This is a genomic window from Streptomyces sp. KR55 (assembly GCF_052245645.1).
GTDB classification, from domain to species: Bacteria; Actinomycetota; Actinomycetes; order Streptomycetales; family Streptomycetaceae; genus Streptomyces; species Streptomyces flavusporus.
The window spans coordinates 1-13,191 of record NZ_JBQQCE010000267.1; the positions used below are offsets into that span (position 1 = coordinate 1).

Below are 13,191 nucleotides of genomic sequence, written 5' to 3' on the forward strand. Positions count from 1 at the left end.
CTTGAGCAGGGAATTGAGAACGCCCTCACGTTCATGCGCTGAGGGGGCCGCCAATCCGCCGCCGGGTGGTTGGCCGCCTCCGCCGTGTCATGGTGAGGACGTCGAGCCCGGACGCGGCGGAACCCCAATCGTCGCGGACGCCGGCCTGGTCCTCGCGCACCGTCGCGAGCGCCGCCAGGCCGAACTGCCGACTTGGGGGGAGGAGGAACACAACCGCCCGCACCACAAGGCCCGTTCCCGCGTCGAACACGTCTCCCCCGGCTGACGGGCTGGAAGATCCGAGGCTCCCGCCACCTCAATGACGAGGTGTCCACCACGCCAGGCCCGGCATCGCCGTCCTGCACGACGACCGCCTCGCCACCGCCGGGTGACCAAGAAGCAAGCAGGTCGGCAACTCCGAACAGGTGACTCGAGCCGCTCACCCAAAGGACGTCACGGCTCTGAGGCAACGTCCTCGCCTCAAGCAACGACCGCACTCCGCGCCTACTGCCGTTCGAGGAACTCGAGAGCCGTCTCCACGAACTGCCGGTAGAACTGGAAGATGCCGCCGTGGCCGGCGTCGGGGTAGATCACCAACTCGCCGTTCGGCAGTCGCCGGACCAGGTCGGCCGAGTTCTTCGACGGAACCATCCTGTCGCTCTCACCGTTTGCGACGAGCACGGGCTGATGGATGACGGAGAGATCCTGGGGCTGCTCCAGCCCCCAGCGGTGAATGGCCTTGAGCTGGGCACCGTACGCGCTGAGGGAGATCGCCTTGTCCCGGTCCTGGGTGCGCTCCTTCAGACGGGCCAGGAACTCCTTGCCGGCCCGACGCCCGGTGGCGGTGCGGGTGAAGAAGAGGAACTGCTTCGGATCCTGGAGGGTGAGCAGTCCTCGGACGGTGTCGAGGTGGGACAACCGGGTCACGTTTTTGATGCCCTCGCCGCCCGCAGGACCGGTACCCGTGAGGATCAGCTTGCGGACGAGCTGCGGTTCGTCCTGCGCGATCACCTGGGCGATCATGCCGCCCATCGAGAAGCCATGGAGATCGACATACTCGAACCCGAGCGCCCGGATGAAGGTGACGGCATCCTTCGCCATCGCCTCGATGGTGCGCGGTGTCGAACCGGTGGAAGCACCAACGCCCCTGTTGTCGAACGTGATGACCCGGCGCCTGGCGGCGATGCCGTCGACGACGCGGGGGTCCCAGTTGTCGAGAACCGCGGCGAGGTGGGTGAGAAAGACCACCGGGACGCCGCACTGGGGACCGAGCTCGCGGTAGGCGAACGTCACTCCCCCGGCGGTGACGGTGCGGGTCGGCGCGTTCTTGTACGACGTCACCACGTCGCCTCGCACTTCTTGAGCATCTTTCACGGTCATGCTCTTCGGCGTGGGGTTTCTGCGAGCGTTCGGCGCTCGCGGCGGACGCGGGCTGAGCAGGACAGCCAGGTTGAGCATGGGCCATCTCCACGAGGTCGCGTCGCCGGGAAGCACTGACTGCCGGCCGGGGCTCGCGGTAGTGACGTTCGACAATCGTGCAGGTGCCGCCTCATACGGCCGCGAGGCGGCATCTGCACGACACCGGCCACCGCCCTGCATCGTTCAGGGTCGGTGGCCCGGCTGGCGTGATCAGGCGGCGAGGAAGTCGGCCACCTGCTTGGTGAAGGCCTTGGCGTACTGGAAGAGGAAGGCGTGACCGGCGCCGGTGTAGAGGACGAGGGTGGCGTTGTCGAGGTGCTGGACCGCGACGTAGGAGTTGTGGGCGGGGATCATCACGTCGTGCAGGCCGTTGGCATAGAGGACGGGCTGCTTGATGGCCTCCAGTTCCGCCACCACCTGCTCGAAGGGGACGGCCAGGAGAGCGCCCACTGCGGTGAGCATGCCCTGCGCCGCCACCTCGGAGATCGCGGGGCCGCCCTCGGCGAGCCGGGTCGAGATGTGGTCGAAGTGCTCGAGCCCAGCGGCGCGGGCCGCCTCCGTCTCGGGGTAGAACAGGTACAGGATGTCATCCCGGTCGGCGTCGGGCTTGTTCATGATGCCCAGGACCTTCTCGCTGAAGTCCGGAGCGCCGGGCACCCAGCCGGCCGGGCCGCTGCCCGCCACGATGAGCTTGCGGACCAGCTCGGGACGTCGCAGGGCCACACGCTGGGCCACGATGCCGCCCAGGGACCAGCCGAGCAGGTCGGCCTGCGCGAGGCCGAGTGCGTCGATGAACTCGATGGCTCCCTCGGCGAATCCTTCGAGGGAGTCGCGCGGCTCGCCGTCGGTGTAACCGACGCCGACGTTGTCGAACACGATCACGTCGTGGTCGGCGGCCAGGTAGTCCAGGAACTCCGGGTCCCACCAGTCGATGGTCCCGCGGAAGCGGTTCAGCAGGACCAGCGGGACGCCGCCCTGCGGACCCATCCGCCGGTAGGTGAACGTCGCGGAGGGACCTTCGACGGTGAGGCCCTCGGCCTTGTCTGCCAGATACGTGCTCATGATGTCCTTCTCTTGTTGGCGGGTGTCCGTGAGATCTCGCGGGTCTGCTCGCGCAGCACACCGAAGACGTGCTGGGACTGGGGGGTTGTCCGGGCCAGCGCCCGATGTGCTGAACCGGCGTTGTCGACCAGACCGCCGGCCTGTCCGAAGTGCTCGATCACCTGCTCGACCACGTTGTTGACCTGAGCGTCACCGGTTGCATCGAGCTCGAGGAAGATCAGCCGTCGCGACGAGTGACGCGGATGACTTCCGACTCATTCCGGTCGCAACGAAATCCACCTTGCCGAGCACGAGGGCGGCCGCCCCCTGGGGCGAGTCAATTGAATTACGCTCGTAATGCTATGCGCGGGAGGCCGTGAAGTGCAAGTGCGCCCTTGCGGCAAGGGGAGGCCCGCCGCGCGCCACGGGGATGGGTCCGGGTCCGTAACGAGACGGCCCGCCGCGGGGGGTGCAGGCCTGACCGGCGACACCTCGCCATCAGCCGAGCGGCCGCCGACAATCATTAGATTACGTTCGCAATACCATACAGTGAGGGAGCCGAATGGAGGGCGAGCGGCCCTTCCGGCGAGTGAAGGAGCGCGCGGTGCGATACAGGGGTGAGCACAAGCAGGCGACCAGGCAGCGGATCATCGAGACGGCCGGCCGTCGGTTCAAGCGGGACGGCATCGACGGCTCGGGCATCTCGACACTCATGAAGGACGCGGGCCTGACCAACGGCGCCTTCTACACCCACTTCACATCCAAGGACGACCTCGTGGCCACCGCGGTCGCCGACCAACTGCAGGTGCAGAACGCGAACATCGTCGCGCACGCGGCACCCGGTCGCGCCGGGCTCGAACAGATCGTGCGGTGGTACCTGTCCGCCCAGCACCGCGACAGCCCCGACGACGGCTGCCCCTCCGCCGCCCTGCTCGACGAGATGGGGCGCTGTGCAGACCCGATCAAGAAGGCGTACACCGATGGCGTCCTGGTTGTCACGGACGGTATCGCCGCCCGCCTGGCACCGGACGATCCACTCTCGGTCCGCACCAAGACGCTCAACGCCTACGCCATGATGGCCGGAACGCTACAGCTCTCCAGGGCGCTCGCCGACCAGCAACTCGCCGATGAACTCCTCGAGCAGGGCATCCGCAACACCCTCGCACTGCTGGGCATCGAGCATGACCACGCCGGGACCGCGAACTGACGCATCCACAGGAACACCCGGGCGGCACATCGCTTGGCCCCACGCCACACCAACTCCTCGCCGCAGAAGCCGCAAGCCTTCGCAAGCTTTGAGGGCAGCAGACCTGGCGTGCCCCCGGTCCATGGCGACCGTACGGACCGCGAGGACCTGGACCGGCTTGCCCAACACGGCCCCTGGGACACCGTGATCGACACATCCAGCTCCGACCTCGCCCGCGCGACGTCTTGTCGTCCACCACCGCCCTTCGGGACAGAGCACGGCGCTGGGTCCACACCTCTACCGTCTCCGTCTGCAGAAGTGTCTCGGATTTCGGTTCGCGTGATGACCCCACTTGCGGGACGTCCCAGGACGTCCCGTCGCCCGAGTCCTGCGGGGCGGTACTGGTGTCTCCGCGTCCCCCGACGATAGCCATGTAGGAAACCGTGCCCTGCCACACGCGGGCGAATTGCACCTGCTGGCAGGGGACAGACCGAAATGCCTCCGCATCTTCCCCGCGGAGGCCGCAGGAGAGCTCGGCCCCTCGCCAACCTCGTGTCCCGACGATGGAGTCACCCTGATACCTCGCACCACGACCTCGGTCACCATAGCCAGCGGTGAGCAGCTGTGCGGCGGCGCGTCCTGGCCGGAGGGCCCGTTCCGTGGACTCGTCGACGACCTGAGCGCCGCACTGCGGGCGTTCATTTCTGGACCACCACCGCTCACGTCGCAAGAAGCCCTCCTTCGCAAGGCGACCGAGGCACTCCTCGCTGGAACCACTTCCGCAAGCGACGACCTGGATGAGCGGCATAACCAAATGCTCCTCATGCGGGGGCACCTGCTAATGCTGCTCGGAGCGTACTTCCGACCTCCGCAGACGACGGATCTATTGGCGACGGCGACCTCGTGCCGCATCAGGCAACGTTTGCCCTGACGACGGCGTAGGCGCCGGGCGGCGCCTGCCGTCTCACTCTGGCCGCAATGTCAATGTCACGTACTCAGGTTGAACTCGTGGAGTCCGTCAGGCCGTGACGGTTCTTGATCGTTGCGGTACGACGTCGTCATGCGGTACGCGCATGGGGGCGGGCTGACGCCCAAGGAACAGCAGAAGCGGGAGCGGGTGCGCCTGGAGGCGGCTGAGCGGTTCGCTCGTGGGGAGAAGACCGAGGCCGTCGCGCGGGATCTTCGGGTGACGGCGCGGTCGGTGCGTCGCCGGCGGCGAGCGTGGGAGCAGGGCGGTGCGGACGCGTTGCGCTCGACGGGGCCGGCATCGGTGGAGCGGCTGAGCCTTGCGCAGTGGGAGCGGCTGGAGCGGGAGTTACGGCGCGGTCCGCTCGCGCACGGCTTTGACGACGAGTTCCAGGGCTGGACGCTGAAGCGGATCAAGCTGTTGATCGGGCGGATGTTCCACGTCGGCTACACCATCCAGGGCGTGTGGAAGCTGCTGCGGCGGCACGGCTGGTCCGCCCAGGTGCCCGTGCGACGTCTCCAGCATCCGGGCGAAGAGGGTGACGGGGAAGAACCCGACCGTTACACCCTCCCTGGCGACCGCTGCGCATAGCCTGTCCGGGTCCGCGAGGTCCGCCGGGTCGGGAACGACGATGGAACCGCCGTTCACCAGGGGACCCCAGACCTCCAATGCGGCGACGTCGAACGAGGAGTTGACCACCAGCATGGTGCGGTCCTCGGGCCCCATCGGCAGCGTGGAGCTACCGTGAACCATTCGCACTACGCCGCGGTGAGGAACGCCGACCAGCTTGGGGATGCCGCTGGTGCCGGACGTCGGCATCACATAGAGAAGATCGTCCGGGCCGGGCCGGCTCTCTACACCACTGGACTGATCGAGTCCCGGCGCGAGGCAACGGACAATGGTATGGCGGGTCTCCGCTGCGCACTGGTCAATCCCGTAGGGGATCTCAACGCCCCGTGCGACGTGATCACCGCGCCGGTCTCGTCCAGTTCGGCCGGGGGCGACGCGAAAGAAGAGACCCATCGGCCGCATCGCGGCTGACACGCGCTGAACCTTGATCACGCCGACGGCGGACTCGCCACGCGTTCGGCGAGGGCCAGCACGCAACCTCGCGTATACCGGAGGCTTTCACCAAGGCGGAGAGACGCTCTCCGCCCTCCCCGCACACAGCTGGAAACCGTTCCCTTCGAGACCACGCACTTTCCCGCTCAGCGACTTCGAGGCGGTCAACCCGCCTTGTCGTCCATCACGGGATGACGACGACCTCACCCATGAGATTGCTGACCTCATCGCGGAGATGCAGGGCCGACGTCGGCGAGAGCGGCGTCGACCAACGACTCCGCGACGGATCGCGCGTACACGAGGGTACGTCCGCTGTTCAGTGCAGTCCCGCGCGCGGACGCTCCGTCGAAGAGCAGCGCCAGTTGCTCACCGAGGCTCTCCGGGTCGGCGACCCCAGCCTGCCGTGCGATGTCCGCGAGGCGGCGGGCGAACCCTCTCTTGTTCGCCGCGGCCAGCTCGTGGGCGGGATGACCGGGGTCCGGCACCTCGACGCTGACATTCAGGAACGGGCATCCCCGGAACGGATCCGTGGGCTCCGGTGGCTTCCAGTCGAAGACAGCCAGAAGCTGCTCACGGGGGCTCGCTGGAGCTGGCGCGGGCGATGCGGGGACGACGGGCAGGTGATCGTCCTCCAGGGACCGCAGATACGCCACGACGAGATCGTCCTTGCTGCGGAAGTGCTGGTAGAGCGTGCGTTTCGACACTCCGGCGACGGTGGACAGCTGCTCAATCCCGGTCGCGTTGATCCCCTGCGCCGTGAACAGCTCGGTCGCCGCTTTGAGGATCCGCTCCCGGGCACCGCGCCCATGACGAGGGCGTACAGGGGTCGGTTCGTTCACAGCTTCTAGGATACCGATCGTTTTACATAAACCGTAGAGCCAGCTACGGTGGAGCCTGAAGTAGACCGATCGTCTTACTTTGTGGCGTCGGTCATGCCCGGCATCGCGCCGCTCGCGGACGGACGGTTCGTCGGCGCCGCGCCCGGCTTTGAACGCAGCCGGCGGCCCCTGTTCGCCTGAGCCGGTTCACACCCTGCCGGCCCCCTCACCCACTACCGCTCACCTCGACCATCGATGTGTCATCAGCACGGAGGAGCACTCATGCGTTACACGACCTTCGGACGACGGACAGGACTGCGCGTGTCCGAGTACGCACTCGGCACAGGGAACTTCGGCACCGGTTGGGGTGCCGGTGCGGAGCCGGACGAGGCCCGCCGGATGTTCGACAGGTTCGCCGAGGCCGGCGGAACGTTCCTCGATACCGCGGACAACTACCAGTTCGGCGAGTCGGAAGAGCTGGTGGGGAAGTTCGTAGCCGCCGACCGGGACCACTTCGTCCTCGCCACCAAGTTCACAAACGGGGCCAGCCCGCAGCCCGGCATCTCCCGGACGGGCAACAGCCGCAAGAACATGGTCACTTCGCTGGAGGCGAGCCTGAAGCGCCTCGGCACCGACTACATCGACCTGTTCTGGGTCCACTTCCCGGACGACCTCACGCCCATGGAGGAGATCCTGCGCGGACTGGACGACCTGGTCAGGTCCGGCAAGATCCTCCATGCCGCCCTGTCCAACTTCCCCGCATGGCGCGTCTCCCGCGCCGCGACCCTCGCGGACCTGAAGAACTGGATGCCGGTCACAGGCATCCAGGTCGAGTACAGCCTCGTCGAGAGGACCGCCGACCGCGAGCTGCTGCCGATGGCCGAGAGCCTGGGACTCGGCGCCGCCCTGTGGTCGCCGCTCGGCGGCGGACTGCTCACCGGCAAGTACCGCCGTAGCACCGAGGGACGGCTGACAGATCTCAAGGCGGTCATCCACACCGAGAGCACCCAGCAGAAGAGCGCCGTCATTGACGCAGTCCTATCCGTCAGCGAGGAGACCGGCGCGACGCCCGCCCAGGTGTCGGTGGCCTGGCTCCGTGAGCGTGCCGCCCAGGCATCCACCTCATATGTGCCGATCATCGGCCCGCGCAACCTCACCCAGCTCGACGAGTACCTGGGCGCTCTGGAGGTCCAACTCACTCCGAAGCAGTTCGCGCATCTGTCCGAGGTCAGTGCGATACCCCTCGGGGTGCCCCATGAGGCGGCTGCCGGCGCCCGAGATGCCGTCCAGGGAGGCGTGGCCGATCGCATGATCCCGCCGGTCACGCCCGTGAGCTGAGGCCCGAGGGTAGGGGGCCCGCCTCCCGAACATCGGCTCGGCCCTCAATCCCCGGTAACGGTCCGCCGGTTGCCCCGTCGGACCGTTTCGCCGCGCTCCCCGATGGACGGCAGCCGAGAGGGGGACCCGCGCACCACCTCAATGACGAAGTCAAATCACAGACCATGACAAACTTGGCAGGCCGAAGGCTGGTTGTCACCGGAACCGCACGTTGCATCGATGCAGAGGTGGCGCGTGTTGCCGCCGCCCGAGGCGCTCGTCTGGCCCTGCCCGGACTCGAACCGGATCGGCGCGAGCTCGCCCATGACCTGGCCCCGACGCGTCCTGGCCGATGACTGACATGCGCAACGGAGCCGCCCCGAAGTCGGCGATCGATGACTCTGCGCAGGCCATGGGCGACGTCGGCATCATCGTCGCCAATGCGGGGGTCGCGGCCTACGGGACCGTACGGCAGACGGGCGACGCTTCGTTCGAGCAAGGCCTCGACATCAACCTGAACGGCGCCTTCCGGACCCTGAACTACGCAACTCCCCATCTCGAGCGCAGTCGAGGCGATGCGATGGTCGTGTCGTCCGCGATCTCCTTCATGCCGCCGACCGGAATGGCCGCATACGGCGCGAGCAAGGCCGGTGTGGAAATGCCGGCCCTTCTCCCACATCCATCCGTGCGGACGTAGCGCGGAACCGCACCCGTCTGCTGGACGCCGCACGCATCGCGCTCGCATCCGGGGCACCGGTACTTCGGAAGCGGATCGCGCGGGACACGGGTGTGGGGATCGGCACGCTCTACCGGCACTTCCCGACGCGAGAAGCACTGGTCGAAGCCATCTACCAACTGAGACGCTGCGCGACGATGTCCGCGCCGAGGACATCGTCGTCACTCTCGTCGGTATGTTCACAACGACCTCATTGTCAGGCGAGGGCGGCCAGTTGGGCCGACTGCTCCCCCTGCTGGTGGACGCCGTCCGGTGCCCACCGCCATAAGGGGTTCGCCTCCCCCCTGCATGTTGATCATGTGGCTGGCGAGGCCGTGGACGGACTCCTTGACCGCCTCGCCCAGCGTGGGATGAGCGTGAACGTTGCGGGCCACCTCGTGCACGGTCAGGTCCCACTGCTGGGCCAGCGTCAGTTCGGGGAGGAGTTCGGTGGCGTCCGGGCCGATGAGGTGTCCGCCGAGGAGTTCGCCGTATTTCGCGTCGCTGATCAGCTACACGAAGCCGGTCACATCGCCCAGGCCCTGCGCCTTGCCATTCGCGGTGAACGGGAACTTGGCGACCTGGACGTCGAAGCCCTTCTCCCGCGCCTGCGCCTCGGTGTAACCGAAGCTCGCGATCTGCGGCTGGCAGAAAGTGGCGCGCGGGATCATCGCGTAGTCGAGCTCCATTGGTCTCCGCGCCCGCGAGCGTCTCCGCGGCGACCACGCCCCTCGCCTCGGCCGCGTGCGCCAGCATCAGCTTGGCGGTGACGTCACCGATGGCGTAGATGTGGGGGACGGAGGTGCGGCAGCGGCCGTCGACGTCGATCGCACCGCGTTCGGTGACGCGTACGCCGGTGTTCTCCAGGCCGTAGCCGGTCACGTTCGGCGCGAAGCCGATCGCCTGCAGCACCTTGTCGGCCTCCAGCATCAGCCGACTACGCCGAAGCCCTGGCTCCGAGGCAACCTCCCGGCTGGAGCGGCGACCGCGCTCCGCGCTTACTCGCGTTCCAGGAAGTTGAGAGCCGTCTCGACGAACTCCCGGTGGAACTGGAAGATGCCGCCATGGCCGGCGTCGGGATAGAGCACCAGCTCGCCGCACTGCACCCGCCGCGCCAGCTCGACCGAGTTCTGCGTCGGAACCATCCTGTCGGTCTCGCCGTTTGCGACGAGCACGGGCTGATGGATGACGGAGAGATCGTGCGGCCGCTCCTGCCCCCAGCGGTGAACGGCCGTGAGCTGGGCACCGTAAGACCGGAGGGAGATCGGCTTGTCCCGGTCGAGGATTCGCTCCTTCAGGCGGGCCAGGAACTCCTTTCCCTCCTGACGCCCGTTGGCCGTGCGGGTGAAGAAGAGGAACTGCTTCGGGTCCTGAGAGGTGAGCAGCCCTCGGACGGTGTCGAAATGGGAGATTCGAGTCACCTTCGTGATGCCCTCGCCGCCCGCGGGACCGGTACCCGTGAGGATCATCTTGCGGACGAGTTCCGGTTCGGTCTGCGCGATCACCTGGGCGATGAAACCGCCCATCGAGAAGCCATGGAGATCGACGTACTCGAGCCCGAGCGCCCGGATGAAAGTGACGGCATCCTTCGCCATCTCCTGGATGGTTCGCGGCGTCGAACCCGTGGAAGCACCCACGCCCGTGTTGTCGAACGTGATGACCCGGCGCTTGGCGGCGATGCCGTCGACGACCCTGGGATCCCAGTTGTCGAGGACTGCGGCGAGGTGGTGGAGAAAGACGACCGGGACGCCGGACCGGGGACCGAGGTCGCGGTAGGCGAAAGTCACTCCCCCAGCTGTGATGCTGCGGGTCCGCGCGTGCTGGTACGACGTCACTACGATGTCTCGAACTTCTTGCGAATCACTCATGGTTGTGCCCTTCGATACGGGGATTTCCGATACGGGGTTCGCGCGAGCACTCACCGGCTCCTCCATCAGGGAGGGGAGGGCGCGGAGCAGTCACCCTCGCCCTCTGGCTGCGGCTGCACTCTGCGGAGTCGACGGTCATGCGGGCCGTCAAAGGCCACGGGAGTCCGAGTCGGAACTCTGAGCAGCAGATCCATCTGCATCACGTGGACTTTTAAATTATGACCGTAATTCTACGGTGGCGCAAGTCGCGACCGACGGAGACGCGGTGCTGGAGGCGGTGTGGGTGCCCGCCTGTCCGTGGGCCGGCCGCGTCGCCGGCCCGAGACGGTCATCGCGGGCAAGGCATATTCTCCGCGGGCCATCCGGTCCGGCTTACGACGGCGCGGTATCCGAGCGGTCATCCCTGAACGGGCTGACCAGGTTGCGGGCCGACAGCGCCGTGGGTCGGCCGGCGGCCGACCCACGGCCTTCGATCCCGAGCAGTGCAAGGCCCGCAACATCGTCGAGCGCTGTTTCAGCAGGCTCAAACAGTTCCGGGCCGTTGCCACCCGCTTCGGCAAGCTGGCCCACCGCTACCTCGGCGGCCTCCCACCTCGCCTCACTGATCCTCTGGCTCCGCGAGCATTGATCGTTTGTCAGACAGAACCTGGTAACCACCCGAAGTCCGGCTCGGGGACATGGGCTCGGAACCGTTTGAGGGACGGCCGTGCGAAATCGTCACCGTCCTCCCTCGGTCGCGCGCTCCGGGACGTGTTCCATCGCGTACTCGGCGAGGGCGGTGATGGTGAGCGCCGGATTCACTCCGGGGTTCGCCGGAAGCGCAGCCCCATCGCAGACGATCATGTTCTGATACCCGAAGACCCGCAGTTGCGAGTCGATGACACCGCTGCCGGCGTCAGACCCGATCGCCGCACCCCCGAGCATGTGCGCGGTCTGCGGGATGTCGCCGAAGGCCTCGAACACGCTGCTGAGTGCGACCCCGCCGGTCATCTCCGCGACCCGCGAAGCGGCCCGATGGCCGACCTCGAGGTAAGTCGGGGCCGGACGCTCCGGGTCGGTCTGTGTGACGAGCCGATACCCGCCGGAGCGGCGCTTCTTCGCGCGGAACCGGATCGCGTTGTCCCGCGGTTGCATGACGAGCATCTGCAGGGTGCGCGCACTCGATCCGGACCTTTGGAGCGTCATGCGCCAATCGCGCGGGCTGCTCATGACGCTGCTCAGCCACTTGACCAAGCGCACGGGGACGTTGCCCTTGCCGGTGAGCATGGTGAACAGGGCGAGCTGTGAGTCGGCGTGAGGCCCGCTCGTCAGGAGCTCGACCTGCGTGTCCCCGTCGAGGAGGAGCCGGCTGCTCGCCGTGACGTCGCGCCACGTCTCGATGTCCTTGGGGAACACCACGCCCAGTACCGTCTCGCTGTTCGTGCGGACCAGGTCGCCGAGTCGGTCGCTGATCCCAGGCAGTGAGCCACGCTGTTTGCAGTCGGCGAGGAGCTCGTTCGTCGCGACGGTACCGCCTGCGAAGACGACGCCGCGCGCAGAAAAGGTCGACTGCTTGCCGTGGCTGTCCGGCGCGCGGCGGGCGGCGACGATCCGGTATCCCCCGCTGCCGTCAGCAGCGCCGAGCGGCGCGACGTCCACGACCTCCTGTTCGGCAATGATCCGGACGCCACGCTTCTCGGCGAACCACAGGTAGTTCTTCGTCAGGCGATTCGCGGCGCCTGTCCGGCAGCCGACCATGCACTCACCACACCGTATGCAGCCCGTTCGCGCTGGGCCTTCGCCGCCGAAGTAGGGGTCGTCGACGGTCTTTCCCGGCTCGCCGAAGAACACGCCGGTGGGGGAGAGCTCGAAGGTGTCCGGGACACCGAGGGACTCACTGAGCCGCTTGGTCAGCCCCATCGAAACCGACTCCCACGGCGCCGGCTGCACGCCGAGCATGTACTCGGCCTTGGCGAAGTGGGGGTCGAGTGTCTTTTCCCAGGGCGCGAGGCCGCGCCACTGCGGGTCGTCGTAGAAGCCGCGTTGTGCGCGGAACAACACCCCGCCGTACATCAGACTGCCACCACCGACCCCGGTCTGCGACGCGGTGACGGCGTGACGGAACGGGATGCTGCGCATGATCCCGTAGCGGCCCCGCTGCGGCGCCCACGTGTACCGGGGGTCCGACGTCGACGTCGGCAGATCGCGGTCCTCGTAACGTCGCCCGCGCTCGATCACCGCGACGCGGTATCCCCTCTCCGCCAGGCGCAGAGCAGCAACGCTGCCGCCGAATCCCGAGCCGATCACCACCCAGTCGAAGTCGTGAGCCGCCGGCGCAGCCTCGGGTGCCACCGAGGTGGTCGGGTTCACCATCGAAATCTCCTCCTCATCATCGAAATCTGCTGCAGAACGAGTCACCAGTGGCGTGTCAGCCGACGGCGTCAGGCCTGTGCCAGGGTGGGGTAGTCGGTGTATCCGGCTGCGCCACCGCCGTACACGGTGGCCTCGTCCACCTCGTTCAGCGGGGCGTCGGTGCGCAGCCGCTCGACGACGTCGGGGTTGGCGAGCGCGAACCGGCCCAGCGGGGCGATGTCGGCGAGGCCGGCGTCGATGTAGTGGGCGATCTGCTCCCGCGTGCGTCCGTAGCGCAGGACCAGCATCGCGGTCGGCCACACCTCGCGGAACGAGCGAAGCAGCTCGTCGTCTCCGAGGTGGTGGACGTGCAGGTAGGCCAGGTTCAGGCCGGCGAGCTCCCCGACGAGGTGCCGGTACTGGGCACGGACGCTTTCGGTGTCGCCCTCGTCGATGCCGCCGAGCGGGAACGCCGGGGAGATGCGGAT

The 13,191-nt window shown here is 67.5% G+C and carries 10 protein-coding genes and 5 pseudogenes; 6 read left to right on the top strand and 9 right to left on the bottom strand.

Translation table 11 applies throughout. The annotated features are described in order from the left end of the window. Positions 1 to 483: 483 nt before the first annotated feature. The 3 genes from ACTWQJ_RS31835 to ACTWQJ_RS31845 all read right to left on the bottom strand — a co-directional run bounded on the left by ACTWQJ_RS31835 (position 484) and on the right by ACTWQJ_RS31845 (position 2,633). Positions 484 to 1,359 carry an alpha/beta fold hydrolase gene (locus ACTWQJ_RS31835; RefSeq protein WP_443309979.1) on the bottom strand — a complete coding sequence of 292 codons (876 nt, stop codon included), beginning with the start codon at positions 1,357 to 1,359 and terminating at the stop codon, positions 484 to 486. A gap of 249 nt (positions 1,360 to 1,608) precedes the next feature. Beyond that, a complete protein-coding gene (locus tag ACTWQJ_RS31840) occupies positions 1,609 to 2,460 on the bottom strand; it encodes an alpha/beta fold hydrolase (protein ID WP_443309980.1) in 852 nt (283 codons plus the stop codon). Next, on the bottom strand, positions 2,457 to 2,633 hold the full coding sequence (locus ACTWQJ_RS31845) for a hypothetical protein (RefSeq protein WP_443309981.1): 177 nt from the start codon (positions 2,631 to 2,633) through the stop codon (positions 2,457 to 2,459). The genes ACTWQJ_RS31840 and ACTWQJ_RS31845 overlap by 4 nt, the downstream gene beginning before the upstream one ends. 410 nt (positions 2,634 to 3,043) lie before the next feature. Here ACTWQJ_RS31845 and ACTWQJ_RS31850 point away from each other — a divergent pair, with 410 nt between their 5' ends. Then, the gene (locus ACTWQJ_RS31850) at positions 3,044 to 3,646 is read left to right on the top strand and encodes a TetR/AcrR family transcriptional regulator (RefSeq protein ID WP_355490897.1); all 603 of its coding nucleotides are present in this window, start codon (positions 3,044 to 3,046) and stop codon (positions 3,644 to 3,646) included. A 1,039-nt stretch (positions 3,647 to 4,685) separates the two neighbouring features. Then, positions 4,686 to 5,108: pseudogene (locus ACTWQJ_RS31855) on the top strand (helix-turn-helix domain-containing protein); the annotation flags it as partial. Between the two features lie 54 nt (positions 5,109 to 5,162). Here the strand turns inward: ACTWQJ_RS31855 and ACTWQJ_RS31860 are convergent. Further along, positions 5,163 to 5,411: pseudogene (locus ACTWQJ_RS31860) on the bottom strand (AMP-binding protein); the annotation flags it as partial. Here ACTWQJ_RS31860 and ACTWQJ_RS31865 point away from each other — a divergent pair. Further along, on the top strand, positions 5,337 to 5,633 hold the full coding sequence (locus ACTWQJ_RS31865; protein ID WP_443309987.1) for a hypothetical protein: 297 nt from the start codon (positions 5,337 to 5,339) through the stop codon (positions 5,631 to 5,633). The pseudogene ACTWQJ_RS31860 and the gene ACTWQJ_RS31865 sit on opposite strands and share 75 nt — an antisense overlap. Before the next feature lie 245 nt (positions 5,634 to 5,878). Here ACTWQJ_RS31865 and ACTWQJ_RS31870 read toward each other — a convergent pair whose 3' ends face one another. Next, positions 5,879 to 6,493, bottom strand: coding sequence for a TetR/AcrR family transcriptional regulator (locus ACTWQJ_RS31870; RefSeq protein ID WP_443309982.1), 615 nt, complete (start codon positions 6,491 to 6,493; stop codon positions 5,879 to 5,881). 261 nt (positions 6,494 to 6,754) lie between these two features. Between ACTWQJ_RS31870 and ACTWQJ_RS31875 the strand changes: the two genes are divergently transcribed. Together ACTWQJ_RS31875 and ACTWQJ_RS31880 are read left to right on the top strand one after the other, a co-directional pair. Next, complete coding sequence (locus tag ACTWQJ_RS31875) at positions 6,755 to 7,810, top strand: aldo/keto reductase (RefSeq protein WP_443309983.1); 1,056 nt, start codon at positions 6,755 to 6,757, stop codon at positions 7,808 to 7,810. 340 nt (positions 7,811 to 8,150) lie between these two features. Further along, positions 8,151 to 8,486: an SDR family NAD(P)-dependent oxidoreductase gene (locus ACTWQJ_RS31880; RefSeq protein ID WP_443309984.1), complete on the top strand. Its 336-nt coding sequence runs from the start codon at positions 8,151 to 8,153 to the stop codon at positions 8,484 to 8,486. 326 nt (positions 8,487 to 8,812) lie between these two features. Here ACTWQJ_RS31880 and ACTWQJ_RS31885 read toward each other — a convergent pair. Together ACTWQJ_RS31885 and ACTWQJ_RS31890 are read right to left on the bottom strand one after the other, a co-directional pair. Beyond that, positions 8,813 to 9,521 (bottom strand): annotated as a pseudogene (locus ACTWQJ_RS31885) (FAD-dependent oxidoreductase); the annotation flags it as partial. Next, the gene (locus ACTWQJ_RS31890; RefSeq protein ID WP_443309985.1) at positions 9,503 to 10,438 is read right to left on the bottom strand and encodes an alpha/beta fold hydrolase; all 936 of its coding nucleotides are present in this window, start codon (positions 10,436 to 10,438) and stop codon (positions 9,503 to 9,505) included. The gene ACTWQJ_RS31890 and the pseudogene ACTWQJ_RS31885, both read right to left, overlap by 19 nt. Before the next feature lie 222 nt (positions 10,439 to 10,660). Between ACTWQJ_RS31890 and ACTWQJ_RS31895 the strand changes: the two are divergent. Further along, positions 10,661 to 11,000, top strand: a pseudogene (locus ACTWQJ_RS31895) (transposase); the annotation flags it as partial. Positions 11,001 to 11,089: 89 nt separating this feature from the next. On the opposite strand, the gene ACTWQJ_RS31900 reads toward ACTWQJ_RS31895, so the two are convergent. Further along, positions 11,090 to 12,724, bottom strand: a complete 1,635-nt coding sequence (locus ACTWQJ_RS31900; protein ID WP_443309986.1) for a GMC oxidoreductase — start codon at positions 12,722 to 12,724, stop codon at positions 11,090 to 11,092. A gap of 68 nt (positions 12,725 to 12,792) precedes the next feature. Beyond that, positions 12,793 to 13,191 (bottom strand): annotated as a pseudogene (locus ACTWQJ_RS31905) (alkene reductase); the annotation flags it as partial.

Bases quoted from the DNA above. Each gene is read 5' to 3' on its own strand.
- ACTWQJ_RS31840 (WP_443309980.1), bottom strand. From the start codon at position 2,460: ATGAGCACGTATCTGGCAGACAAGGCCGAGGGCCTCACCGTCGAAGGT.
- ACTWQJ_RS31890 (WP_443309985.1), bottom strand. From the start codon at position 10,438: ATGGAGGAGCCGGTGAGTGCTCGCGCGAACCCCGTATCGGAAATCCCC.
- ACTWQJ_RS31900 (WP_443309986.1), bottom strand. From the start codon at position 12,724: ATGGTGAACCCGACCACCTCGGTGGCACCCGAGGCTGCGCCGGCGGCT.
- ACTWQJ_RS31880 (WP_443309984.1), top strand. From the start codon at position 8,151: ATGCGCAACGGAGCCGCCCCGAAGTCGGCGATCGATGACTCTGCGCAG.
- ACTWQJ_RS31875 (WP_443309983.1), top strand. From the start codon at position 6,755: ATGCGTTACACGACCTTCGGACGACGGACAGGACTGCGCGTGTCCGAG.
- ACTWQJ_RS31835 (WP_443309979.1), bottom strand. From the start codon at position 1,359: ATGACCGTGAAAGATGCTCAAGAAGTGCGAGGCGACGTGGTGACGTCG.